24 protein-coding genes are annotated in these 21,481 nt (G+C 42.2%); 16 read left to right on the forward strand and 8 right to left on the reverse strand.

From position 1 onward, the window contains the following. Positions 1 to 149 precede the first annotated feature (149 nt). Positions 150 to 1,388: a competence protein CoiA gene (locus tag BQ5796_RS04610; RefSeq protein WP_071459157.1), complete on the forward strand. Its 1,239-nt coding sequence runs from the start codon at positions 150 to 152 to the stop codon at positions 1,386 to 1,388. A 66-nt stretch (positions 1,389 to 1,454) separates the two neighbouring features. Further along, a complete protein-coding gene (gene pepF, locus BQ5796_RS04615) occupies positions 1,455 to 3,272 on the forward strand; it encodes an oligoendopeptidase F (protein ID WP_071459158.1) in 1,818 nt (605 codons plus the stop codon). A 9-nt stretch (positions 3,273 to 3,281) separates the two neighbouring features. On the opposite strand, the gene BQ5796_RS04620 is transcribed toward pepF, so the two are convergent. The 5 genes from BQ5796_RS04620 to BQ5796_RS04640 all read right to left on the reverse strand — a co-directional run bounded on the left by BQ5796_RS04620 (position 3,282) and on the right by BQ5796_RS04640 (position 6,449). After that, positions 3,282 to 3,470 (reverse strand): hypothetical protein, encoded by a 189-nt coding sequence (locus tag BQ5796_RS04620; protein WP_083413043.1) that lies wholly within the window; start codon positions 3,468 to 3,470, stop codon positions 3,282 to 3,284. A 286-nt stretch (positions 3,471 to 3,756) separates the two neighbouring features. Next, a complete protein-coding gene (locus BQ5796_RS04625) occupies positions 3,757 to 4,611 on the reverse strand; it encodes a ClpXP adapter SpxH family protein (protein WP_071459159.1) in 855 nt (284 codons plus the stop codon). 20 nt (positions 4,612 to 4,631) lie between these two features. Continuing rightward, positions 4,632 to 5,036 carry a globin domain-containing protein gene (locus BQ5796_RS04630; RefSeq protein WP_071459160.1) on the reverse strand — a complete coding sequence of 135 codons (405 nt, stop codon included), beginning with the start codon at positions 5,034 to 5,036 and terminating at the stop codon, positions 4,632 to 4,634. 171 nt (positions 5,037 to 5,207) lie between these two features. After that, a complete protein-coding gene (locus BQ5796_RS04635) occupies positions 5,208 to 5,819 on the reverse strand; it encodes a lytic transglycosylase domain-containing protein (RefSeq protein ID WP_071459161.1) in 612 nt (203 codons plus the stop codon). 39 nt (positions 5,820 to 5,858) lie between these two features. Next, positions 5,859 to 6,449, reverse strand: coding sequence for a CYTH domain-containing protein (locus tag BQ5796_RS04640; protein ID WP_071459162.1), 591 nt, complete (start codon positions 6,447 to 6,449; stop codon positions 5,859 to 5,861). A 119-nt stretch (positions 6,450 to 6,568) separates the two neighbouring features. On the opposite strand from BQ5796_RS04640, the gene BQ5796_RS04645 reads away from it, so the two are divergent. The 8 genes from BQ5796_RS04645 to BQ5796_RS04680 all read left to right on the forward strand — a co-directional run bounded on the left by BQ5796_RS04645 (position 6,569) and on the right by BQ5796_RS04680 (position 14,407). Further along, the gene (locus tag BQ5796_RS04645; RefSeq protein WP_071459163.1) at positions 6,569 to 6,934 is read left to right on the forward strand and encodes a UPF0738 family protein; all 366 of its coding nucleotides are present in this window, start codon (positions 6,569 to 6,571) and stop codon (positions 6,932 to 6,934) included. Positions 6,935 to 6,984: 50 nt separating this feature from the next. Next, positions 6,985 to 7,632 (forward strand): GTP diphosphokinase, encoded by a 648-nt coding sequence (yjbM, locus tag BQ5796_RS04650; protein WP_071459164.1) that lies wholly within the window; start codon positions 6,985 to 6,987, stop codon positions 7,630 to 7,632. Positions 7,633 to 7,664: 32 nt separating this feature from the next. Further along, a complete protein-coding gene (locus BQ5796_RS04655) occupies positions 7,665 to 8,459 on the forward strand; it encodes an NAD kinase (RefSeq protein WP_071459165.1) in 795 nt (264 codons plus the stop codon). 20 nt (positions 8,460 to 8,479) lie between these two features. Further along, the gene (locus BQ5796_RS04660) at positions 8,480 to 9,382 is read left to right on the forward strand and encodes an RluA family pseudouridine synthase (protein WP_071459166.1); all 903 of its coding nucleotides are present in this window, start codon (positions 8,480 to 8,482) and stop codon (positions 9,380 to 9,382) included. Between the two features lie 165 nt (positions 9,383 to 9,547). Further along, positions 9,548 to 10,861 (forward strand): magnesium transporter, encoded by a 1,314-nt coding sequence (mgtE, locus tag BQ5796_RS04665; RefSeq protein ID WP_083413160.1) that lies wholly within the window; start codon positions 9,548 to 9,550, stop codon positions 10,859 to 10,861. Between the two features lie 15 nt (positions 10,862 to 10,876). After that, positions 10,877 to 12,733 (forward strand): monovalent cation:proton antiporter family protein, encoded by a 1,857-nt coding sequence (locus tag BQ5796_RS04670; protein WP_071459168.1) that lies wholly within the window; start codon positions 10,877 to 10,879, stop codon positions 12,731 to 12,733. 110 nt (positions 12,734 to 12,843) lie between these two features. Beyond that, a complete protein-coding gene (gene fabI, locus BQ5796_RS04675; RefSeq protein WP_071459169.1) occupies positions 12,844 to 13,614 on the forward strand; it encodes an enoyl-ACP reductase FabI in 771 nt (256 codons plus the stop codon). Between the two features lie 133 nt (positions 13,615 to 13,747). Continuing rightward, positions 13,748 to 14,407, forward strand: a complete 660-nt coding sequence (locus BQ5796_RS04680; RefSeq protein WP_071459170.1) for a CotO family spore coat protein — start codon at positions 13,748 to 13,750, stop codon at positions 14,405 to 14,407. Positions 14,408 to 14,546: 139 nt separating this feature from the next. Here BQ5796_RS04680 and BQ5796_RS04685 read toward each other — a convergent pair whose 3' ends face one another. Both BQ5796_RS04685 and cysC read right to left on the reverse strand, forming a co-directional pair. Continuing rightward, positions 14,547 to 15,050 carry a CotY/CotZ family spore coat protein gene (locus tag BQ5796_RS04685; protein WP_071459171.1) on the reverse strand — a complete coding sequence of 168 codons (504 nt, stop codon included), beginning with the start codon at positions 15,048 to 15,050 and terminating at the stop codon, positions 14,547 to 14,549. Between the two features lie 97 nt (positions 15,051 to 15,147). After that, complete coding sequence (gene cysC / locus BQ5796_RS04690) at positions 15,148 to 15,741, reverse strand: adenylyl-sulfate kinase (RefSeq protein WP_071459172.1); 594 nt, start codon at positions 15,739 to 15,741, stop codon at positions 15,148 to 15,150. 309 nt (positions 15,742 to 16,050) lie between these two features. On the opposite strand from cysC, the gene BQ5796_RS04695 reads away from it, so the two are divergent. The 5 genes from BQ5796_RS04695 to spoVIF all read left to right on the forward strand — a co-directional run bounded on the left by BQ5796_RS04695 (position 16,051) and on the right by spoVIF (position 18,659). Further along, on the forward strand, positions 16,051 to 16,428 hold the full coding sequence (locus BQ5796_RS04695; RefSeq protein WP_234969304.1) for a YhcN/YlaJ family sporulation lipoprotein: 378 nt from the start codon (positions 16,051 to 16,053) through the stop codon (positions 16,426 to 16,428). Between the two features lie 17 nt (positions 16,429 to 16,445). Next, a complete protein-coding gene (gene spoVAC / locus BQ5796_RS04700) occupies positions 16,446 to 16,919 on the forward strand; it encodes a stage V sporulation protein AC (protein ID WP_071459174.1) in 474 nt (157 codons plus the stop codon). Next, positions 16,919 to 17,935 carry a stage V sporulation protein AD gene (spoVAD, locus tag BQ5796_RS04705; RefSeq protein WP_071459175.1) on the forward strand — a complete coding sequence of 339 codons (1,017 nt, stop codon included), beginning with the start codon at positions 16,919 to 16,921 and terminating at the stop codon, positions 17,933 to 17,935. Before spoVAC ends, spoVAD begins: the two co-directional genes overlap by 1 nt. A gap of 33 nt (positions 17,936 to 17,968) precedes the next feature. Next, positions 17,969 to 18,325, forward strand: coding sequence for a stage V sporulation protein AE (gene spoVAE, locus BQ5796_RS04710; RefSeq protein WP_097677976.1), 357 nt, complete (start codon positions 17,969 to 17,971; stop codon positions 18,323 to 18,325). Between the two features lie 79 nt (positions 18,326 to 18,404). Next, entirely contained in the window at positions 18,405 to 18,659 is a 255-nt protein-coding gene (gene spoVIF / locus BQ5796_RS04715) for a sporulation-specific transcription regulator SpoVIF (protein WP_071461147.1), read from the forward strand. A gap of 49 nt (positions 18,660 to 18,708) precedes the next feature. On the opposite strand, the gene BQ5796_RS04720 is transcribed toward spoVIF, so the two are convergent. Beyond that, positions 18,709 to 21,006: a UvrD-helicase domain-containing protein gene (locus BQ5796_RS04720; protein WP_071459176.1), complete on the reverse strand. Its 2,298-nt coding sequence runs from the start codon at positions 21,004 to 21,006 to the stop codon at positions 18,709 to 18,711. 172 nt (positions 21,007 to 21,178) lie between these two features. Between BQ5796_RS04720 and BQ5796_RS04725 the strand changes: the two genes are divergently transcribed. Continuing rightward, positions 21,179 to 21,463, forward strand: a complete 285-nt coding sequence (locus BQ5796_RS04725) for a hypothetical protein (protein WP_071459177.1) — start codon at positions 21,179 to 21,181, stop codon at positions 21,461 to 21,463. Positions 21,464 to 21,481: the final 18 nt, after the last annotated feature.

A 21,481-nucleotide genomic window follows, 5' to 3' on the forward strand; every position in this document is an offset into this window, starting at 1 on the left:
CAACAAACAGGATTGAATTACCGTATGGATCTTTCTTCCCGCTTCTTTAATAAAACGTAGCTAAAGGTGGGGTATATTGTGAAATTTTTATGTCTAGCAGGATATTCGCTAGTGATCGCGAAAAGAGTATGGTGGAAGGAGGAATGAAAATGTTAGTTGCGTTAAGGGAAAATGGCGAACGCTTTTCCCTTGGAGAAAAACGGGAAAAAGCTGCGTTGGAAAAGCAAAGAAGAGCAGAAGTATTTTATTGTCCCTGCTGTGGTAAGAAAGTGCTAATGAAGCTGGGGAATAAGAAAATATGGCATTTTGCCCATGAAAGTGGGTGCGGCTGCCCTGGAGAGTGGGAGAGTGAAACAGCGTACCACCTTGCCGGGAAATTGGAAATATACCGGTTCCTTTTGCTAAACGGAATAACAGCACAATTGGAGGAGTACGTACGGCCCACTCGACAGAGAGCAGATGTGATGACAGTGTTCGGGAAGAACAGTGTTGCCATTGAATTTCAGTGTGCAACCGTTGAGGAGAATGAGCTGAAAAAAAGGACAGGACAATATGAAAGCATTGGAATAACCCCGGTTTGGATCCTTGGTGGAAAGAGATTGAAAAGGGTGGCAGCAAATATCGTCTCGTTAAGTGCTTTTGATGCTAATTTTATTCGAAAAAGTAATGATGGCTGGTTTCTCCCATATTTTTGTCCGGATATCCACAAATTTATTATTCTTACAAGTATTTTTTCTGTTTCCGAACGGCGATTTCTTACAAACATAACCGTTTTCAGCCATGATGAAATCCATTTATCTCATTTGATGGAACCTCGTTTTCAGGAGCATCTCTCCCTTTTCGAATGGCAGAAAGAAATGGCGAAATATAAGGCGAGTCTTTCTGTATATCCTTCTGTATATAAACGACAATTATTTTTAGAACTTTATCAACATAACCTCAACCTTCACTTATTGCCCCCAGAAATAGGACTACCGCTTAAAACCTCCATTTATTTAGAAACTCCTCCACTTATATGGCAAGCATATTTTTATATTGATTTTCTCCATATTTTTCAACACTCAGGGAAAGTTACCAGAAGCTCGCTTTATAGAGCTTTTCTAAGAAGAATCGACAGGGGAGAAGTTCGTTGCAGGCCGCTTCCATTAGTACTGGAACATCATTTCAGCAAGGCTATTGATGAATACCTTGACTTGCTGATTTTAACTGATTCGATTGAAGAAAGAGATGATATTTTTTATCCGCAAGCTTCATTCTTTGAGAAAGTGATAACTGGCGAATGGCCTGCTTATGCGAAACATTTTTTTTCAAAAAATGAAAAAATCATCAGCAATCATCTTTCAAAAGGCTTTTTCCTTAATGAATCCGGGAAAAGGAGTGTAAAATAAACAGTAGGAGTTCAAAATGATGGTGATGTAATCTTTAGGGCTTTAAGCCAGGATGGAGGATAAGAAATGGAGAGTAATGAGATTGTAAAGAAGCTTCCGGCAAGAAATGAAATCCCTGTGGAGGATACATGGAGGCTTGAGGATATTTTTTCATCAGATGAAGCTTGGGAGAAGGAATTTAGAGAAGTGAAGGAAATGGTACCTGCTATTCGCGATTTCCAAGGTAAACTAGAAGAGTCAGCAAAAGGGCTATTCTCCGCACTACAGTTCCAGGATCGTTTATTAGAACGACTTGGGAAGCTTTATACTTATGCCCATATGAAATATGACCAAGACACAGGCAACTCCTTTTATCAGGGACTTGATGACAGGATTAAGACTCTTTATGCACAGGCAAGTGCGGAACTGGCATTTATCGTACCTGAAATCCTTTCCATTGAGGAGGGCAGGATTTCAGAATTTCTTGAACAGCTTCACGATCTAAAGGTGTATAAACATGCGCTTGAAGAAATCAATCTCCAGAGGTCGCATATTCTTTCGGCAGAACAGGAAGCGCTTCTGGCGCAAGCTTCAGAAGTAATGAACACCCCTTCTGTGACCTTTGGAATGCTGAATAATGCCGATATGGAGTTTCCGTCCATCGAGGATGAAAATGGGAACAAAGTGGAAGTCACTCACGGACGCTATGCGACATTTTTAGAGAGCGGTAACAGACGTATCAGAAAGGATGCGTTTAAAGCGGTATATGATACCTACGGAAAGTTCAGGAATACACTTGCTAGCACTCTTGCGGGAACAGTGAAAAAAGATAATTTTCACGCAAGGGTACATCATTATCAATCCGCTAGGCATGCTGCACTTGCGGCCGACAGCATTCCAGAAACAGTCTATGATAATCTTGTTTCTACAGTGAACGAACAGTTGGATTTGCTGCATCGATATTTGAAACTTCGCAAAAAGGTACTCGGGGTCGATCAGCTTCATATGTATGACTTGTATACGCCGTTAGTTCAGAACGTTGATATGAAGATTACATACCCAGAAGCGAAGGAAATCGTCTTGAACGGTTTGGCGCCACTCGGAAAAGAATACGTATCAGTGCTGAAGGAGGGGTTCGATAACCGCTGGGTGGACGTTCGTGAAAATAAAGGTAAGCGAAGCGGAGCCTATTCTTCAGGAGTTTATGGTACAAATCCCTATATTCTTCTTAACTGGCAGGATAATGTGAATAATCTTTTTACGCTGGCGCATGAGTTTGGGCATTCTGTCCACAGTTACTATACAAGAAAAACACAACCTTATGCGTACGGTGACTATTCCATCTTCGTAGCAGAGGTGGCTTCGACATGTAATGAAGCTCTACTGAATGAATATATGCTTAATAATGTCGGTGACGAGCAAAAGCGCCTGTATTTGCTGAATCACTATCTTGAAGGATTCAGAGGAACTGTTTTTCGCCAGACAATGTTTGCGGAATTTGAGCATTCTATCCATCAAAAAGCACAGAATGATGAAGCATTGACAGCGGAGTCTCTGACGGAGGATTATTACGAACTCAACCGTAAGTACTTTGGTACGGAAGGTATGGAAATTGATCGGGAGATTGGACTCGAATGGGCAAGGATTCCGCATTTTTATTACAACTATTATGTTTATCAATATGCTACCGGGTTTAGTGCAGCTACTGCACTCAGCAAAAGGATCCTTGAAGAGGGGGAACAAGCGGTGGAGCGTTATATCGATTTCTTGAAGGCTGGAAGTTCGGATTATCCTATCGAGGTATTGAAGCGTGCAGGAGTTGACATGACAAGCTCCCAGCCGGTGAAGGATGCGTGTAAGGTATTCGAGGCGAAACTTTCAGAGATGGAAGATATCCTTTCCTAAATAAAAATTTCAGCTTCCGTTTTTAAATCCTTTGAACCGCTGACGTCCGTTCAAATGGCTGAATAAAAGGAGCAGCGACAAGAAAAGGATAGGCGAACTAAGGTAGATAGGAAAGAGATGCATCAGAGCAAGAAACTGGAGGCAGAGCGATATAAGAACAAGGAAAAGAATAATCGTATTAGTTAACATTTTTTTCATTGCTATCCTCCGAATGCTGTTTGTAAGAATTTTATGCGGATACTCCTTGAAGGATGTCCGCTTTATGACAATATTGTGAAAGAATTCGCAAAGTGGTTGTTCATACCTCTTTCACGTGGTATATTTATCTCGTGAAGTTGATCACAAGCAAACATATACCCCTTTGTTTGACCGTGAAAAATTTCTCCCATCCCCTTTGTTCGTATTATATAGAAAAGACCTTGCGGAATTGCCGCAAGGTCTTTTTCTGTTCTAATGCAAGAAAAAACCGCATTTGGTATGCGGTTCAAGCATCGGTGTATTTCCAGAACACCCCGTATTTTGCGGGGTGCTGTTCGACCTTTTGCTTTAGCTGAAGTTTTTTCAATTCTTTTTCAGCTCTGTTCATGCTCATATCATAAACAACGGAAACTTCCTTTGTTGCAACTGTCCGGAAATGTTTTAAGAAAGTTTCCAGCGGGGGAGGAAGGGAAGGTTCCGGACTTTCAGGCAGCATTTCCTCTAAGATTTGCACATATACCTCGTAAGGATAGTAGCCTGCAATCTTAATTCCCTCTTCTTCTACATTTGCATTGAAAAATACAAGCGTCGGAATTTCATTGACTTCCATCTCTGAAGTAATTTTTAAATCACATTGAAACGCACGTGCTGCAGAGGCGGAATGTATGTCTGTCACAAATTCTTCCACATCTAGTCCAATACTTTTTGCGCAATTCTTTAAAACTTCAAAATTCGAGATGTTTTGCTTTTCTAGGAATAATACTTCCTGAAGCCTCCTTAAAAAGCGGTGCCCTTTTCTTCTTCCCTGAAGCTCTGCAGATTTGATTGCAATGGATGCCAAGTAAGGGGATGAAACAGGATTTTCAAACCAGAGATTCCCATCACAGGACATTCCAGTACGGCTTGCTGTTCTTTCCCAAAGGTCCGCTATTGTCTCGTAGCGCTTTTTTCTGCTCATATTCAAGGTAGCAAGTTTGCCGCTCAGTATATGGCGAAGGGTGAAATACTTTCCGTATTCGATCTGCAGTTTCTTCATGATAGGCTCTAGTGCCCAACACTCTGGGCATAGAGGGTCGACGAATATATATATTTCCAAAGGTTTTTTCTCTTGACTAGAGCAGGCTTTGAGCCCTGGATACATCAAATCTTCCCGTTTCCACCTCACAGCTGGTCACCATCAAGATGTAAATCACGTGTATTAACCATATGCTGGGCTGTCAGTACAAGCCTTGAGAACAAATAATCTCTGATATTTCCGTGGAGTCCACATTCGTCCATCGCTTTTTCCATGCAGGAGAGCCATGCCGCAGCTCTCTTAGGCGTGATTTCAAAAGGCAGGTGTCGAGCCCTGAGCATTGGATGCCCATGCTCTTCTGTATACAAAGGCGGTCCGCCTAAATATTGAGTCAGAAACTGCTTTTGTTTCCGAGCCGTTTCTGTTAGGTCGTCAGGAAAAATAGGAGCAAGATCAGGATGCTGCGCAACGTGGCCATAAAACAGGTCAACAAGCCGGTGCAGCTGGTCCTCGCCGATGGCTTCGAACGGTACAGGCGTTTTCTCGACCATTTGGATAACTCCTTTTTAGTTATTATATTATGTTTTATATTTTAGCAATGCTATATAGTTATCTCAAACAAATAGCTTAAGACCATCTTGTACTTGAACAGTGGTTTGTTACTAATGTACACAAAAAAAACGTTCCTTACCACTTTGGGGTATGGAACGGCTGAGAAAAATTTATCCAATATATGCTTCGGTGACTTTCCTTACATAATCTCTCGTTTCGTTAAATGGGGGAACTCCGCCATACTTATCGACATTTCCCGGTCCGGCATTATAGGCTGCAAGTGCAAGTTCCACGTTGCCATTATAACGGTCCAGCATTTGGCGAAGGTATTTGCTGCCGCCTTCAATATTTTCTTTAGGATCAAAAACATTATTCACTCCAAGTCCCCTTGCAGTCTGGGGCATTAGCTGCATGAGTCCAGAAGCACCGCAATAGCTGATAGCATTCGGGTTAAAATTCGACTCCTTCTTAATCACTGCTTTAATCAGCTTCGGGGAAAGGTTATATTTCTGTGCCGCCTCTTCAATAATGGAATCGAAATCTGTTTTTTTGCCCGATAGCTTTGTAAGACCGACTGGAGGAAGCGCCGAAGAGCTTACTGCCATAAGAGGCGGACGGTTTTCCTTTGCAAAGGCATTACTTGCAAGGGCTTGGGCTTTCGCCGAGCCAAGAAAATCATCTAGTAGATTTGCGAATCCTTCTGATTGGCTTGAAGCAGGGTTGCTGTTGAAGTTTTGAAGAGCACTTAATTCAAGCATGATTTTGAGCTGGTTAATATCCATTTCGTCTACCCACCTGACATTACTAATGTTCTGTTCTGATTATTCTTCTTGGAAATTGGAGAACTTACGTTGATAGAAACGTTTAATTTTATTATCGGTTTTTCTCAAAGGAATATGAAGTTTTTCCAGCAACTCCCTGAAATTTTTTGCGCCTTCTCTTTCATCAGTGACTTCATATTCGAGTTCATAATCGTCGTGCCCTAAGTAAGTGCTATAGTCCAAAACGATAAGGCCGTTATTATAGTGTTTTTCTGCTCGGAAGGTTTTTAGACTGCCGAAACATACTAGGTGACCCGATGACGGTAAAAGCTCCAAAAGGGCATCTTTCACAGGACCGTCGGGTATGATGGCAGAGAAAAGCATTTGTTCTAATTCGGTGGAATTGATATCCTGGTTGATTTCAAGCAGCCCGACTTCTGCAGGCTGCTTTAATGTTATTTCCATATGGTTTCCCTTTTGCCTGATTCTTAGCGCGGAGTTGCTGTTTTTCAAATGGAAGTCCCGGGTATCAAAGTAGTGGTTCACCTGTGTCTGAAAGTCTTCCTGGTTGATGGAGAAATAGGACTGAAGCGTTGCAAATTCCTCCGGGAGGAGAATATTTTTGAATTCGATCTCGATGTTTTCTGACATACATAGACTCCTTTCATCATCTTCTTCTTTATTATCCTGCTAATTCGGTTTAGCATCAATGTGTAGGAGAAATTTTCATCAGTATGGTAAAATAAGAAGAACTTATGGAGGGTGAAAAGATGACTGAAAAAATACATATTGAACAAGGAAAAATCGAAAACGGAAAGCTCGTATTTACTGTTGGACATGCTGTTAATCTGCAAAATTGCACTGGAACAGGGAAGATGCTGGTTGATTCTGACAATCTGGCTTTTATTTACATTGCAGAGCAGGGAGAGGCATATACATATTTCGCTATACCGGAAAAAGTATGGCCAGAGTTAAAATCAGCATTGGATGATAAATTTGAAGTCGTAGCGAGTGATGGAAAGGACACCTTGCTCTTTACCGGCATTAAGGAGGAAATGGAATACCTGACCGAAAATATAAAAGGAAACAGCAATTATGGGGAAGATATGGTTGCGGCTGTAGAGAGAATTTTTTAATGAACAGTATAGAAGGTTGAGTTGAACAGATTCGGGTGAGGTGAGCAGCAATGAAACAATGGGATTTGTTTCTGGAGCCATATAAGCAGGCGGTTGAAGAACTGAAAGTAAAGCTTAAGGGGATGAGAAGCCAATACGAGCTGAATGCGGAGCATTCTCCTATTGAATTTGTCACAGGAAGAGTAAAACCGATTGCAAGTATCCTTGATAAAGCAAATCAAAAAGGAATTTCCCTAGACAGGCTGGAGACAGAGATGCAGGATATTGCAGGATTACGCATGATGTGTCAGTTTGTCGATGATATTAAACCGCTTGTGGAAATGTTAAGGAAACGCAATGATTTTGCCATCATCGAGGAACGAGATTACATCTCTCACAAGAAAGCAAGCGGATATCGCTCTTATCACGTAGTAATCGAGTACCCTGTGCAGACCATTAATGGGGAAAAGAAAATACTTGCAGAAATTCAAATTCGCACACTTGCCATGAACTTCTGGGCAACGATCGAGCATTCCTTGAATTATAAGTATGAAGGACAGTTCCCTGAAGACATCCAGCTTAGGCTGCAGCGTGCAGCGGAGGCAGCATTCAGACTCGATGAGGAGATGTCTATTATCAGAAATGAAATCCAGGAAGCTCAGGCGTTTTTTACACGAAAGAAAGAATTGCAAAAGGACGGGAATAAAACAGGTGCCTGACCAAAACTGCGTTTCAAAAGGAGGAGCGGCAATTGAAGTTCACAGTCACGTCAAAAGGAGATTCAAGGTCCAATTCGCTGGCACAAAAGATGAGGACCTATTTACAAGATTTTGACCTTACATATGATGAAGAACAGCCAGACATCTGTATTTCCGTAGGCGGTGATGGAACCCTTCTCTATGCGTTCCACCGTTATTCAAGCAGGCTGGACCGCACTGCTTTTGTGGGTGTGCATACAGGTCATCTCGGATTCTATGCAGATTGGGTTCCAGAAGAAATTGAAAAACTTGTGATTGCCATCGCTAAGACGCCATTTCAAGTAGTGGAATATCCTTTGCTTGAAGTGATTGTTCGCTATCAGAATGGCGGCAGGGAGACCCGTTATCTTGCGTTGAATGAGTCCACCGTCAAAGCGGTGGATGGCACTCTTGTAATGGATGTGGAAATTCGCGGCCAGCATTTTGAAAGGTTCCGCGGGGACGGTTTATGTATTTCTACACCTTCTGGCAGCACAGCATACAATAAGGCACTGGGGGGGGCGATTCTCCATCCTTCACTGTCAGCTATCCAGCTGACAGAAATGGCGTCCATCAATAACCGAGTGTTCAGGACGGTTGGTTCCCCGCTCATCCTACCTGCACACCATACATGTATCTTAAAGCCGGTGAACCGGACAGATTTTCATATGACAGTTGATCACCTGACGCTATTGCATCATGATGTCAAATCCATTCAGTTCAGAGTCGCTGATGAAAAAATGAGGTTTGCACGCTTTAGACCTTTTCCATTTTGGAAAAGAGTACATGATTCTTTTATTTCCGATTAACACGAATTCAGGAGTTTGTCATGAATAACTTCAAATTGCGATGGAAGGTTTCGGTTGATGAGAAAAATAACAGCCTACGGGATTTTCTGAAAGGAAAGTCAATCTCAAGGTCTGCGTTAACCGATATTAAGTTTAAAGGCGGTAAGCTGCTTGTGAATGAGGAGGAAGTGACTGTTCAAAAGGTTCTAGATGTGGAAGACATCGTGGAAGTGATTTTCCCTAAGGAAGAACCTTCAGCAGGCATCATCGAAGAACGGTTCCCGCTGGATATTCTCTATGAAGACGATTACTTTCTCGTCATCAATAAGCCTGCAGGGATGAGTACAATACCTTCACGTGAGCATCCCGCTGGAAGCCTTGCCAATGGGCTTATAGGGTATTACCGTGAAAAGAATATAGAGGCAACTACACATATCATCACAAGGCTTGACCGTGATACATCTGGAATCGTCCTTGTTGCAAAGCATAGGCATGTTCACCATTTGATGAGCGAGCAGCAGAAATCCGGTAGCGTGAAGCGCTCCTATGAGGCGTTGGTAGAAGGGATTCTTCAGGAGGATGAAGGGGTAATCGAGGAGCCAATAGCCAGGAAGCCTGACAGCATTATTGAACGCCACGTCCATCCGAGCGGACAGTATGCCTGTACACTATATAAGGTTATTCAGAGATATCAATCTTTCACGCATGCTGCAATTAGTTTAAAGACGGGGAGAACCCATCAAATACGTGTCCATATGGCTCATATGGGGCATCCATTGGTCGGTGATGATCTTTATGGGGGAACCACAGCTGGAATGTCACGGCAAGCTCTGCATTGCGAGAAAATCACCTTTGTTCACCCCTTTACGGCCGAGGAGATGGTTTTTACCGCAAAACGTCCTATGGATATGCAAAAAGCAATAGAAGAAAGCAAGCCGATATGAATTCCGGCTTGCTTTCTCTTTCCTTAAAAAAGGTTTTGTTAGGACAATAAAAAAAAGAAATGCTACTATTAGGAGCAGATAGATAGGGGGTGCGGAAGATTGGCGGAAAATAACGAATCGCTCTCAAAACAGCGTTTAACAGAAGATGTAATCCTGAAAGCCCTCATGAGAGAGGATATTGATGTTTTTCGGGAGGAATTTCTGGAACTTCACCCTTATGATCAAGCTGCTATTTTTTCGTCATTGGATGAGGAAGGACGAAAGAAGATGTATTACTTTCTTTCGCCTGATGAGATGGCTGATTTGTTTGAGAACCTAGAAGGGGAAGAAGAAGAATATCAAGATGTTCTCTCTGAGATGAGTCCGGACTACGCAGCAGAAATGCTTTCAAATATGTATGCGGATGATGCTGTTGATGTATTGAATGAGCTTGATAAGGATCAGGTAGCGAGTTATCTCACCATCATGGACAAGGAAACAGCAGAAGAGATCAAAGATCTTTTGCATTATGAAGAGTATACAGCAGGAAGTATCATGACGACGGAGTATATTGCGCTGGCTGCTAACCAGACTGTTCGCTCAGCCATGTACATTCTGAAAAAAGAAGCCCCGAGGGCGGAAACCATTTACTATGTATATGTAATTGACGAGGACAAAAGGCTGGTTGGTGTCATGTCCCTCAGAGATTTAATCGTTAGCGAGGATGACAGCATGGTATCGGAAGTAATGAATGACCGCGTCGTATATGCTATGGCAGGCGAGGATCAGGAAGAAGTCGCAAGAAAAATGAGAGATTATAATTTCCTCGCAATTCCTGTTGTTGATTTTCAACACCACTTGCTTGGAATCATTACTGTCGATGATATCATCGATGTTATGGAAGAAGAAGCTTCTGATGATTATTCGAAACTTGCAGGTATCGCGGATCTAGATGGGATTGACCGCAATCCAATTGCTGCTGCACGCAAACGCCTTCCATGGCTCGTTATCCTCTTATTCCTCGGAATGTTTACCGCAAGCCTAATCGGAAAGTTTGAGGATACGTTAAACAAGGTGGCAATCCTTGCTGTTTTCATTCCATTAATTGCGGGTATGGCTGGTAATACAGGAACCCAGGCACTTGCCGTTGCGGTAAGAGGAATTGCAACAGGAGATTTTGAAAAAGAAAGTAAGCGAAGCATCATAATCCGTGAAGCAGGCACGGGATTCATCACTGGATTGACTTGCGGTGTGCTCGTTACGTTAATTGTTTATTTTTGGCAGGGAGACATTTTCCTAGGGGCGCTAGTTGGAATATCGATATTTTGTACGTTGATTGTTGCAACACTTGCGGGCTCTCTCGTTCCACTGTTCATGCACAGAATGAATATTGACCCTGCGGTTGCTTCTGGACCGTTCATTACTACAATCAATGATATTATCAGCATCTTGATTTATTTTGGGATTGCATCAGCCTTTATGGGTTATTTAACAAAATAGAGAGGAGATGCTGCTATGGAACATTCGGGAATTCTTTCTCTTGTTATTGTTATGCTGACAGCATTTTTGACACCAATTTTTCTCCACAGATTCAAGCTGAATTTGATTCCTGTTGTTGTTGCTGAAATTTTGATGGGACTTATCATCGGGAAAAGCGGTTTTGATCTTGTGCACGAAGATGCTTGGCTCTCCACGCTTTCCTCGCTTGGTTTTTTATTTCTCATGTTTTTGAGTGGCCTTGAGATTGATTTTAGCGCATTTTCTAATAATGGGAAGAGGAAAAAACTGCCGAATGGGAGGATGGAGCCAAACGCGTTTGTAGTTTCCTCTGTTGTTTTTTTAGGTATATTTCTCCTTTCTTTAGGTTTATCTTATTTATTTGTAGCGGCAGGCTTTATTGATAATCTGCTATTGATGATTCTGATTATCTCGACCATTTCTCTTGGTGTCGTAGTGCCTACTTTAAAAGAAGCCCACTTAATGAAAACAAATATCGGACAGATTATCCTCTTGGTTGCTGTCATTGCTGACCTCACCACAATGTTATTGCTTGCAGTTTTTGTCTCGATTTACGGTGATGGCGGCACCAGCATGTGGCTTTTGCTTATCCTGTTTGCAGCAGGTGTGGTGCTATATTTTATTGGGAAGAGGTTCAAGAACCGTCAGCTTGTAGAAACACTTGCTACAGGTACGACCCAAATTGGTACACGGGCAGTTTTTGCCCTATTAATCATACTTGTAGCGATCTCTGAAACAGTCGGGGCAGAAAATATCCTTGGAGCTTTTTTGGCAGGTGTACTCGTTTCCATGCTTGCGCCTAACCAGGAAATGGTTCAGAAGCTGGATTCATTCGGCTATGGTTTTTTGATTCCAATCTTTTTTGTTATGGTTGGTGCGGAACTGGATGTTTGGTCCTTATTAAGTGAAAAGAAGCTGCTGCTGTTAATTCCGCTTTTACTAGCTGCTCTATTGCTTTCAAAAGTATTGCCTGTCTTCATTTTGAAAAAATGGTACGGAACGAAGACTGCATTAGCATCAGGGTTCTTACTGACATCAACCCTTTCGCTTGTCATCGCAGCTGCAACGATTGGGAAGAGGATGGAAGTAATTTCAGTAGAAATGGCTGGCACACTTATTCTTGTTGCGATTATTTCATGTGTCGTCACACCAGTGATGTTCAAAAAGCTGTTTCCAAAAACGCCTCCGGGAGAACGAAAGGTATCCATTTCGTTTATTGGAGCAAACCAGATGACTTTGCCTGTCTCAAGGGACCTCCAATCCTCTTTATACGAAATTGCCCTTTACCATACAAAGCAGGAAAAAACAGATAAAACAATTGCAAATACTGTTTTCAATATTTGTGAAGTGGATGATTATTTGGCTGAAACGCTTGAAGAAGCTGGTGTCTTTTCCGCAGATATTGTTGTCATTTCAACGGGGGAAGAGGAAGCGAATGCTGAGCTTGCAATGGCGGCGAAAAAGAACGGTGCCGAAAGGGTCATTGCAAGAATAGAGAGTCCAGAGCTTGGAAAAACCCTCACAGCAAATGAAATTGAAGTGTTTTCAGTCCTTCTGTCATCAACAGTTCTATTAAAATCACTGATTGAATCCCCAAGCATCATGACACTTCTTACCAACCAGGATAATTCTCTCTATGAGATAAAAATGCTTAATGAGCAATTCGATGGAATGATGCTCCGCAGATTTCCATTCACTGGGGATGTCATTTTTGTCAGGATTCTTAGAAATAATGAATCGCTCGTACCGCATGGAGATACGGAACTCCTGCTCCATGACCGGCTGCTTGTCACCGGATCGTCGCAGTATGTCGATGAACTGAAGCGAGAACTTGAGTACTGTGAGTGGTGCTAACCATATTGTTGGCCTGTCGTAGTCATGTTAGCAGGCTTTTCTTTTTGTTGGAGATAGTGTAATATTAGTACTAGGTACTAATATCATGTGTCAAATAGGGGGATGAGGTTATGAATCTATCAATGAACGGAAAAACCTTTGTTGTCATGGGAGTTGCAAATAAGCGAAGCATTGCTTGGGGAATTGCAAAATCATTACATGATGCAGGAGCAAACTTGATTTTTACATATGCTGGTGAAAGGCTTGAAGGAAGCGTAAGAGACTTAGCCTGTTCTTTAAATGAAAACTATCTTGTCCTTCCTTGTGATGTGACTAAGGATGAGGATGTTGCCAAGTGTTTCGCGGAAATAAAGGAAACTACTGGCATTATCCATGGAGTTGCCCACTGTATTGCTTTCGCCAATAAGGAAGAGCTTCAGGGCGATTATACGAACGTTACGCGCGACGGGTTCCTTCTTGCGCATAATATCAGTTCTTATTCATTGACAGCAGTGGCAAAAGAAGCAAAAGATTTGATGACAGAAGGTGGCAGCATTGTCACGCTAACGTATCTTGGCGGAGAGCGTGTCATGGAGAACTATAATGTAATGGGTGTTGCAAAAGCATCCCTTGATGCAAGTGTCCGTTACCTTGCTGCCGATTTTGGCAAGCATGGAATCCGTGTTAACTCTATTTCTGCAGGACCTATCCGTACGCTGTCTGCGAAGGGAGTAAGTGATTTTAACGTCATTCTCCGCCAGATTGAGGAGAAGGCACCGCTTCGCAGGAATACAACACCGGAAGAAGTCGGCGATACTGCATTGTTTTTGTTCAGCGATCTCTCAAGAGGGATTACAGGAGAAAATATCCATGTGGATTCCGGATACCATATCATTGGATAAGAAGTACTGTCTGCTAACAAGTTTAGCAGGCTTTTTTTTGCAATAAATGCTGTTTTTGATTGAACCTTCAACACCTTCCTGTCCTAAGCATATACTGTCATGGGAAATTAACATTGAGCGGGGAGGGTAGAAAATGAAAGATGATTCGCGGAAGAAGGCTGCTGAAGGTAGGCCATTGCTATATATTAACCAGCCGGAATTTGAATTGGATGGCTTTGTGATGCAGCGGACATACCGTAACAAGAAGAGCTGTAACAGCTGCGGAGAAAATACAGGAGCATCTCGTGAAAGCAGTGATCACGATAGCGGCCAAGGGGATGGACGGGTAGCAATTGAATTTGAAATGGATTTGAAGGATTTGCTTCGAGGGGATTCTGGTATCAATATTACAGACCTCGAGCTATCGCAAGAGTTAGAAGATAAATTGAAGAAAGCAGAATCTATTTATCTAAACGATGATCTCGGTTTTCAAGCTCGCGACACAGCTGAAGCTGATGAGAGAAAGAGCAGCGATGAATCGGAAGAAATTAATCGATCAGAAGAAATTAATGAATCAGTTGACCATCACCAACCGCAAGAGGAACGGATCACACAAAAAGCAATCAAAGAACTTATCAGGAAGCTTGTTCATTATCCACCAGTGCTCGATCGTCCCTTCTGTGAAATAACGTATGAGGGGAAAAGTATAAGGGCTCAGGTGCTCAGTAAACGCGGTAGCAAGGTAAAGTTAAAGATGGGAAGACGACATAAGCTTGTTGAAATCGACAGCATTGAAAAGATGAGGTTGATTTAACGAGAGGAGGGAATTCTAAAAAGAATTCCCTTTTTGCTTTGGATTTTGAAAAAATAAAAAGGGCTCCAATAGCCCTTTAACAAACGCTCCTGATAGGAGATACCGATCCTCAATCAGGAGCATAATTTTTCTCATTTCTTTAGACATTGATTGGAGACAGACATGTTACTCCACAGAAGCAGTTCAAGTCGACGGTGATGCAAGAACCTGTTTCTTCTAACACTTCGCCGGTTAATGCGTTTAACAGGTCGATTGGATCGGTCTTCAGACCACTCTTGATAACAATAGTCGGATCTTTGCTCAAAAGTTCAAGCGTTGCACAGCATGTCTCTGGATCCACGTCATTTACTCGGAAAATTGGGGAAATAGGAAACTCAAAAACGCGTTTATTAGTTGGCGGTGTTGGAGTGGTATCAATAGCTGCCCCTATTCCTACGAACGGAAGGCAAGTGTTTTTGCATGTCAGGATAACAGGGATAGTGTTGAATCTTCCGCTGCTCACACCGCCGACCAGTTCATGGATAGCGTTGTTGCAGCTGAAAGTGCAACTGCCTGGTCCATCTACTTTATCCTGGGCTTCCACAATCGCGAGAAGGGTATCACAAACACAATTGCTTGTGTGGTACTCAGAATTGCAACTCATGGTTTTTCCTCCTTGATGGAATAGATTATTTTTCATTAACAGGTTATGATGGCGGGCGGAAAATGGAATAGGATATCCGCCCATTTTTTCCTAGCGGTTAAATAATGTTTGCCGCTTCTAGGTAAGATAAGATTTTTTCTACGCACTCTTTAACGGTAGAACGGTCTGTTTCAACGATAAGTTCAGCTGTCATGGGCTCTTCATAGGGTGCGTCTATACCTGTAAAACCCTTTATTTCTCCATTGCGTGCTTTTTTGTAAAGACCTTTTGGGTCCCTTCTCTCACATTCATTTACACTGCACTTCACATATATCTCAATAAACTTTTCTTTAATCAGTTCTCTGACCGTTTCCCTGTCCGCAATATAAGGGGATATAAAAGAAGTGATGGTAATGATTCCAGCATCAGAGAACAGCTTCGCCACTTCTCCTGTCCTTCTGATATTTTCTTTCCTGTCGATTTCACTAAAACCAAGATCTCTATTGAGTCCGAACCGAAGATTATCTCCATCCAGGTGGAAGGTCTTTAAGCCCCTGTTAAATAACTCCCGTTCGACTTCGACCGCAAGCGTGGATTTCCCTGAACCAGATAATCCTGTCATCCAAAGGACGCAGCTTTTATGCCCAAATGCGTTTTCCCTGTCCGATGACTCTAGCTTCCCGGAATGCCAAGTAATATTCTGTGTTTTCAAACGATCATCCCTCCCTGTTACCCATTACTAAAAAAAAACACTACCATACATTATGCCGGAACAGAGAAAGCTGAAACTGAAAAAAACGAATGATTCAAATATCATAAATTGGAACGCAGTTCTTAAAAAAAAATTCATAAAAGCATGAGTGCATGTGGAAAATATGGGTGTAGAATCAGTGAATATGGATGGGAAGGGAAACGTATGAGGAAATTATATTTAATCACCTGCATTTTGTTTCTGGGAACACTCTGTCTTATTTTGCCCGGTTGCCAAAACAGAACGTCGGAAGATAGCAGGAAATCATTAGTGCAACAAGTGAATCCGGAACCAGCACAAGTCGAGGGAAATAACAAAAAAGATAAAAAGCTTGCCTTAAAAGTAAAGCGCGATATTCAGTCACTCCCTCAAATTTATGATGTCGCTGTGGTGAGAGGGAAAAAAGATACGCTTGTTGTCTATAAGGTTAAGCATATGCACCGGATGAGGATGAAGCAAATTGAGAAGGACATCAATAAAATGTTGGAAAAAAATTATCCTAAGGAAAACTTTACCGTCTCAAGTGACTTTAAAATTTTCATTGAAGCAATTGAGCTGAAGGATAAAATGGAAAACCAAAGCTATTCTGAAAAAGAAGCAGAAGAGAAGCTGCAGAAGGTAATTGAACTGAAGAAAGCGATGACTTAGGAAGGGAGATGGCATAATTGGGAAGGAAAACAAGCCCATCACCAGTCGAAAAAGGGTATCAGGAACTGCAGAAAAAGCATGAATTAAAACGACCAGTATTTAAAAACTGCATAAGGGCATTTCTTGTTGGAGGATTCATTTGTACTATTGGCCAAGCCATCACTTATTTTTATATATATTATTTTGATTTTACTGAACAGACTGCAGGAAACCCTACTGTTGCAACCATGATTTTCCTCTCCATGCTGCTAACGGGATTTGGCGTATATGATCATATTGGCCAGTTCGCAGGGGCTGGCAGTGCGGTTCCCGTTACGGGGTTTGGAAATTCAGTTATTTCCGCAGCAATTGAACACAGAACGGAAGGAATGGTACTTGGTGTTGGTGGAAATATGTTCAAGCTGGCGGGAACGGTGTTATTGTTCGGGGTGTTTTCAGCGTTCATTGTCGCGCTTGTGAGGACCCTACTTACAATGTGGGGGGTGTTATGATGCTGAAGGGAAAGCAGTCGTGGGTATTTCAAAATCGACCTGTCATTGAGGCTTCTGCAGTTTCTGGAGGTCCATTTGAAGGAAACGGGAGGCTAGCCGAAGACTTTGATATCATTCATGAGGATCTTTGGATGGGCAAAGACTCTTATGAAAAGGCGCATACTCTCTTATTAGAAGAAGCCATAACAACAGCAATCAAAAAATCGGGGTGCGAAACGGAAGAAATGGAATTTATGCTTGCTGGTGATTTGATCAATCAAATCACTCCCTCCAGTTTTGCAGCTAGAAGCTTATCGATTCCTTATTTTGGATTATTTGGCGCATGCTCCACATCAATGGAAGGATTGGCACTTGGCTCTTTCATTATTAATTACAATGGGGCGAAAAAGATTGTAACAGGTGCTTCAAGTCATAATGCTGCTGTGGAGAAACAGTTCCGCTACCCGACTGAGTATGGCGGACAAAAGCCTCCTACTGCCCAGTGGACAGTAACCGGAGCGGGGGCTGCAGTTCTTTCCAATAATAAAAATAAGGAAGGCAAGCTCGTTACAACATCTGCTACGATTGGTAAAGTAGTTGATTTGGGGCTATCCGACCCTTTTAATATGGGAGGGGCGATGGCTCCTGCTGCTGCCGATACAATCATTGCCCACTTCAAGGATATGGAGATTGACCCTTCTTACTATGATCTAATTGTGACAGGAGACTTAGGCAGAATAGGACAAGAAACCACATACGAACTTCTCCGAAAGTATGGTGTGATGCTGCAGCGTGAAAGGTTCGAGGACTGCGGGCTCCTTATCTATAAAGAAGATCAACCAGTTATGTCTGGTGGGAGCGGGGCCGGTTGTTCAGCAACAGTGCTTTATGGTCATTTACTTAAACAAATGCATAAAGGAATCTACAGCAAAATCCTGGTTGTTGCTACAGGAGCACTTCTTTCTCCGCTGTCTTTTCAACAGAAAGAAACGATTCCATGTATAGCACATGCAGTTTCCATCGAGATGTCCGACTAAATTTATAAAAGAATAACAGAAGGAGGAACCATATTGTTTCCGATGTTTTTTTGGGCTTTTGTCGTTGGGGGGCTAATTTGTGTGATCGGACAGCTCATGTTTGATGTGGCGAAACTTACTCCAGGGCATACTATGAGCATCCTTGTAGTTTCAGGCGCAGTTCTCGACGGCTTTGGCCTGTATGAACCGCTGGTAGATTTTGCGGGAGCAGGGGCAACTGTACCTATTACAAGCTTTGGGAACTCCTTGGCACATGGTGCACTGATGGAGGCAGAGAAGCATGGCCTCGTAGGAGTTCTTACTGGCATGTTCGAAGTAACGAGTTCAGGAATTTCTGCAGCCATCGTTTTCGGATTTATTGCAGCACTCGTTTTCAAGCCTAAAGGTTAAAGAAATGCATAACTGTCGTGCACCATTCTAACGCTCTTTCATAATATGTAAAGTAGCTTATGAAGGAGCGTGAAGAATGATGGATAATCACTTCTTTAAAAATGTGGAAAAGAAAACGGGAGTAAATATGAAAGATATACTTGATTTGGCTGGATCCCTCCAGAATGCCAATTTCAAGGATGAAAGCACAGTCCGAGGTGTTATTCGCAGGGTATCACAAATTGCTAACAAACCAGTATCGAAGGAAATGGAAGAGAAAATCGTCCAATCCATTGTTAAGGATGGGAAGAATCTCGATTTCAATTCAATTGCCAAGATGATGAATCAAAAATAATGCCTATCCATAAAAAAGTCAGGACCAGCAGTTAATCTGGTCCTGTTTTTTAGATTGGAGCTTTTTTTAGTTTGCTTATAAACCTTGAAGGAAGCGCTTTTCTGCCCCTGCGGTGGAGCGGTACGGATAGGAATAATGTCTCCTGCGCTCTTGTAATTCCCACATATAAGAGTCTCCGTTCTTCCTCGATAGCAGATGCATCACCCTGGCATAAAGTATCTAAAGCAAAATCATGAGGCAGACTTCCGTCAACCGCTCCTAGAATGTATACCGTTTTATATTCCAGTCCCTTGGAACGATGAATGGTACTGAGCGTAACAGCAGCAGGAAAGGATTTGGACAGCTGCTTTATTTCTCTATTCATACTGTTCATATGATCAGCATGATCAAGGAATTCAGAGAGGGTACTAAAGCTTCTTGCGGCTACCTTAAGGTCGCGAATGTCGTCTGATCCTTTTTCCATCCCGTTGCCTTCGTTTCCTCTTTTCTTAATGAAATCCTGGAAGCCGATTTCAGTCTCTACTTCCTGTATGGCTGCTATTGGGGACATTGTCCGGAGCTTTCGCACGAGACGAGAGAGTCTTTGCAATTTCTTTTCCTGAAAAGCAAAGCCTGTTTTCACATAGGAGAGAGACTCCAGCATGGTACAATCTTTCAAGATACTCTCAGCTTGAATATCACGATAGGCGCTTTGTTTTAAAAATAAGGATGGAAGGATATCTTTGATTGCCCGGGGATTATCCTCATTCAAACTAAGCCGGAAATAGCCCAGCATTCCTCTAATAATAAATCTTTCATAAAATGGGTCGATGTCTTGGTCCAACCGGAATGGGATACTGGATGAAGCCAGCCTTTCAAAAATCGCCCTTCCAGATGTATTAGTTCGGAAGAGGATGGCAAAATCGCTTGGATTTGCACCGTTTTCTATCCTTTCCTGTATATCAGTAACGACCATCGTTGCTTCTTCTTCCTCATCATAAGGGTAGAAGAGGATAGGATATTGCCCGTGAGCATGCTGAGCTTTCATCTCTTTTTTATGTCTTGTACCATTTTCGCTAATGATTATGTTAGCTGTCGACACAATTTCTTGGGGAGAACGGTAATTTTGATCGAGCACCACAACTTTCGTGCCTTCGAATTCTTCTCGGAAACGGAATAAGTAGGAAGGATCGCTTCCCCTAAATGCATAAATCGATTGGTCGTCATCCCCGACAGCACAAACATTCTTCGTTCTCTTCGACAGCATTTTGATCAGTTCATATTGCACCTTATTGATATCCTGGAACTCATCGATGAGAAAATGTTCGAAACGGTTTTGATACGCTTCCAAAAGATTGCTGTTTTTCTTGAAAAGGCGGTGGCAGCCAAGAAGCATATCATCAAAGTCAAATAAGGAACGAGCAGTTTTTATTTCCTCATAATGTTTGTATAAGAGTGCTGCTTTTTCCTCCCAGGCACTAGAAGCTTTTACCTCATCGGGTAGAGTCATCGAATTTTTCCATAGTCCGATTTGTTGGAGTGCTATATCATAGGCGAACTCTTTTTCATCGAGACCAAGTTTTCTCCCAGCTTCTTTCAAAATCTGATCCCGCATCCAATCTTTCTTCAAAAGACGGTCGCTAGACCATCTTTGTCTGTCATGGTGTGACAGAATCCGATAAAAAATACTATGAAATGTCCCAGCGACAATTTTTGAAATTCGATTTTGATTCATTGCAGGATACAGGGTTAGCCGTTTTTTCATTTCAGCTGCGGCTTTAGCTGTAAAGGTCACTAACATCAATGTATTCGGTTGCACTTTCTTTTCTTCCAAGAGATAGGCTGTTCTAGCAGTCAGAACCCTTGTTTTTCCACTTCCCGCGCCTGCAATGATAAGCAAAGGGCCTTCTTGTGCGTGGACTGCTTCCAATTGGTTACTATCGAATGTAATACCAGAATGGAGAAGTTCTTGTGCGTAGCCTGCTTTTTCGGATGGAACACCAGGACGGGAAGGTGGAATAGACGCCTTGGTGATAAGGGACTGGGCAGGTGTGAAACCATCGGAAGGTTCCATAATACCAATAGGACGGGATTTCGGCATTTTAAATCCATTTTGTTCAATATAATCGTTCTTTTTCTCGCAAATTGTTGAGTCAGCATTTATGGAAATATCTCCACAAGAATTTTCTCTATTGGGGTGATGCTGGAATTTTGGTTTTTTTATGATACCAAGCTGCAGCCGCACGGAAGCCCCGCATTGCGGACAAGATAGCAAGCCTTTTTTTCCGTCATCATACAGTCGATGCCAATCTGACCGGGGATAGTCTTTGAGACTGATCAGCTTATTTTTATGTATAACAGTGTTCATTCTATTTCCTTCTCCCAGGCAAAATTACATACTTTTAATCATAACAGACCGACGCTACAGAAAAAAGTCTGAATAGAGGTTTATGACCCTCATAAAGAAGGGTATAGAGAAGTATTATATAGTGAAGAAAATAAAGAGGCAATATAATGCTGTGTTCCCGGGAGGTAGAAAAATGGGATATATACTTCCAATGAATAATACGAGTTTTCAATATATGAACTATGCGGACAGAGACGCTGCAGCAGAATTTCATTCTAACGGAGTAGAACCGCTTCGAATCATCCAAAAACTCAGTCCGGCCAAGAAAGGCCAAGAGGTTATTGCAGACTCCCAACAGAGGCTGCTATTCGAAGGCAGGCAGCAAAGGGCGTTGAAACGCAAGGTGAACGATGAAGTGTTAAAGAGGACATATGCCGAGGTGACGGGGAAAGGGCAGCATATTTCTTTATCCATTTAAAAAGACTCCTGCTTATTT

Source organism: Bacillus massilinigeriensis, from assembly GCF_900111815.1.
Lineage (GTDB): Bacteria > Bacillota > Bacilli > Bacillales > Cytobacillaceae > Mesobacillus_C > Mesobacillus_C mediterraneensis.

What these genes read in the sequence shown, in the direction of transcription:
- BQ5796_RS04610 (WP_071459157.1), top strand. Translation starts at nt 150, where the DNA reads ATGTTAGTTGCGTTAAGGGAAAATGGCGAACGCTTTTCCCTTGGAGAA.
- pepF (WP_071459158.1), top strand. Translation starts at nt 1,455, where the DNA reads ATGGAGAGTAATGAGATTGTAAAGAAGCTTCCGGCAAGAAATGAAATC.
- BQ5796_RS04620 (WP_083413043.1), bottom strand. Translation starts at nt 3,470, where the DNA reads ATGAAAAAAATGTTAACTAATACGATTATTCTTTTCCTTGTTCTTATA.
- BQ5796_RS04625 (WP_071459159.1), bottom strand. Translation starts at nt 4,611, where the DNA reads ATGTATCCAGGGCTCAAAGCCTGCTCTAGTCAAGAGAAAAAACCTTTG.
- BQ5796_RS04630 (WP_071459160.1), bottom strand. Translation starts at nt 5,036, where the DNA reads ATGGTCGAGAAAACGCCTGTACCGTTCGAAGCCATCGGCGAGGACCAG.
- BQ5796_RS04635 (WP_071459161.1), bottom strand. Translation starts at nt 5,819, where the DNA reads ATGGATATTAACCAGCTCAAAATCATGCTTGAATTAAGTGCTCTTCAA.
- BQ5796_RS04640 (WP_071459162.1), bottom strand. Translation starts at nt 6,449, where the DNA reads ATGTCAGAAAACATCGAGATCGAATTCAAAAATATTCTCCTCCCGGAG.
- BQ5796_RS04645 (WP_071459163.1), top strand. Translation starts at nt 6,569, where the DNA reads ATGACTGAAAAAATACATATTGAACAAGGAAAAATCGAAAACGGAAAG.
- yjbM (WP_071459164.1), top strand. Translation starts at nt 6,985, where the DNA reads ATGAAACAATGGGATTTGTTTCTGGAGCCATATAAGCAGGCGGTTGAA.
- BQ5796_RS04660 (WP_071459166.1), top strand. Translation starts at nt 8,480, where the DNA reads ATGAATAACTTCAAATTGCGATGGAAGGTTTCGGTTGATGAGAAAAAT.
- mgtE (WP_083413160.1), top strand. Translation starts at nt 9,548, where the DNA reads ATGAGAGAGGATATTGATGTTTTTCGGGAGGAATTTCTGGAACTTCAC.
- BQ5796_RS04670 (WP_071459168.1), top strand. Translation starts at nt 10,877, where the DNA reads ATGGAACATTCGGGAATTCTTTCTCTTGTTATTGTTATGCTGACAGCA.
- fabI (WP_071459169.1), top strand. Translation starts at nt 12,844, where the DNA reads ATGAATCTATCAATGAACGGAAAAACCTTTGTTGTCATGGGAGTTGCA.
- BQ5796_RS04680 (WP_071459170.1), top strand. Translation starts at nt 13,748, where the DNA reads ATGAAAGATGATTCGCGGAAGAAGGCTGCTGAAGGTAGGCCATTGCTA.
- BQ5796_RS04685 (WP_071459171.1), bottom strand. Translation starts at nt 15,050, where the DNA reads ATGAGTTGCAATTCTGAGTACCACACAAGCAATTGTGTTTGTGATACC.
- spoVAD (WP_071459175.1), top strand. Translation starts at nt 16,919, where the DNA reads ATGCTGAAGGGAAAGCAGTCGTGGGTATTTCAAAATCGACCTGTCATT.
- spoVIF (WP_071461147.1), top strand. Translation starts at nt 18,405, where the DNA reads ATGGATAATCACTTCTTTAAAAATGTGGAAAAGAAAACGGGAGTAAAT.
- BQ5796_RS04720 (WP_071459176.1), bottom strand. Translation starts at nt 21,006, where the DNA reads ATGAACACTGTTATACATAAAAATAAGCTGATCAGTCTCAAAGACTAT.
- BQ5796_RS04725 (WP_071459177.1), top strand. Translation starts at nt 21,179, where the DNA reads ATGGGATATATACTTCCAATGAATAATACGAGTTTTCAATATATGAAC.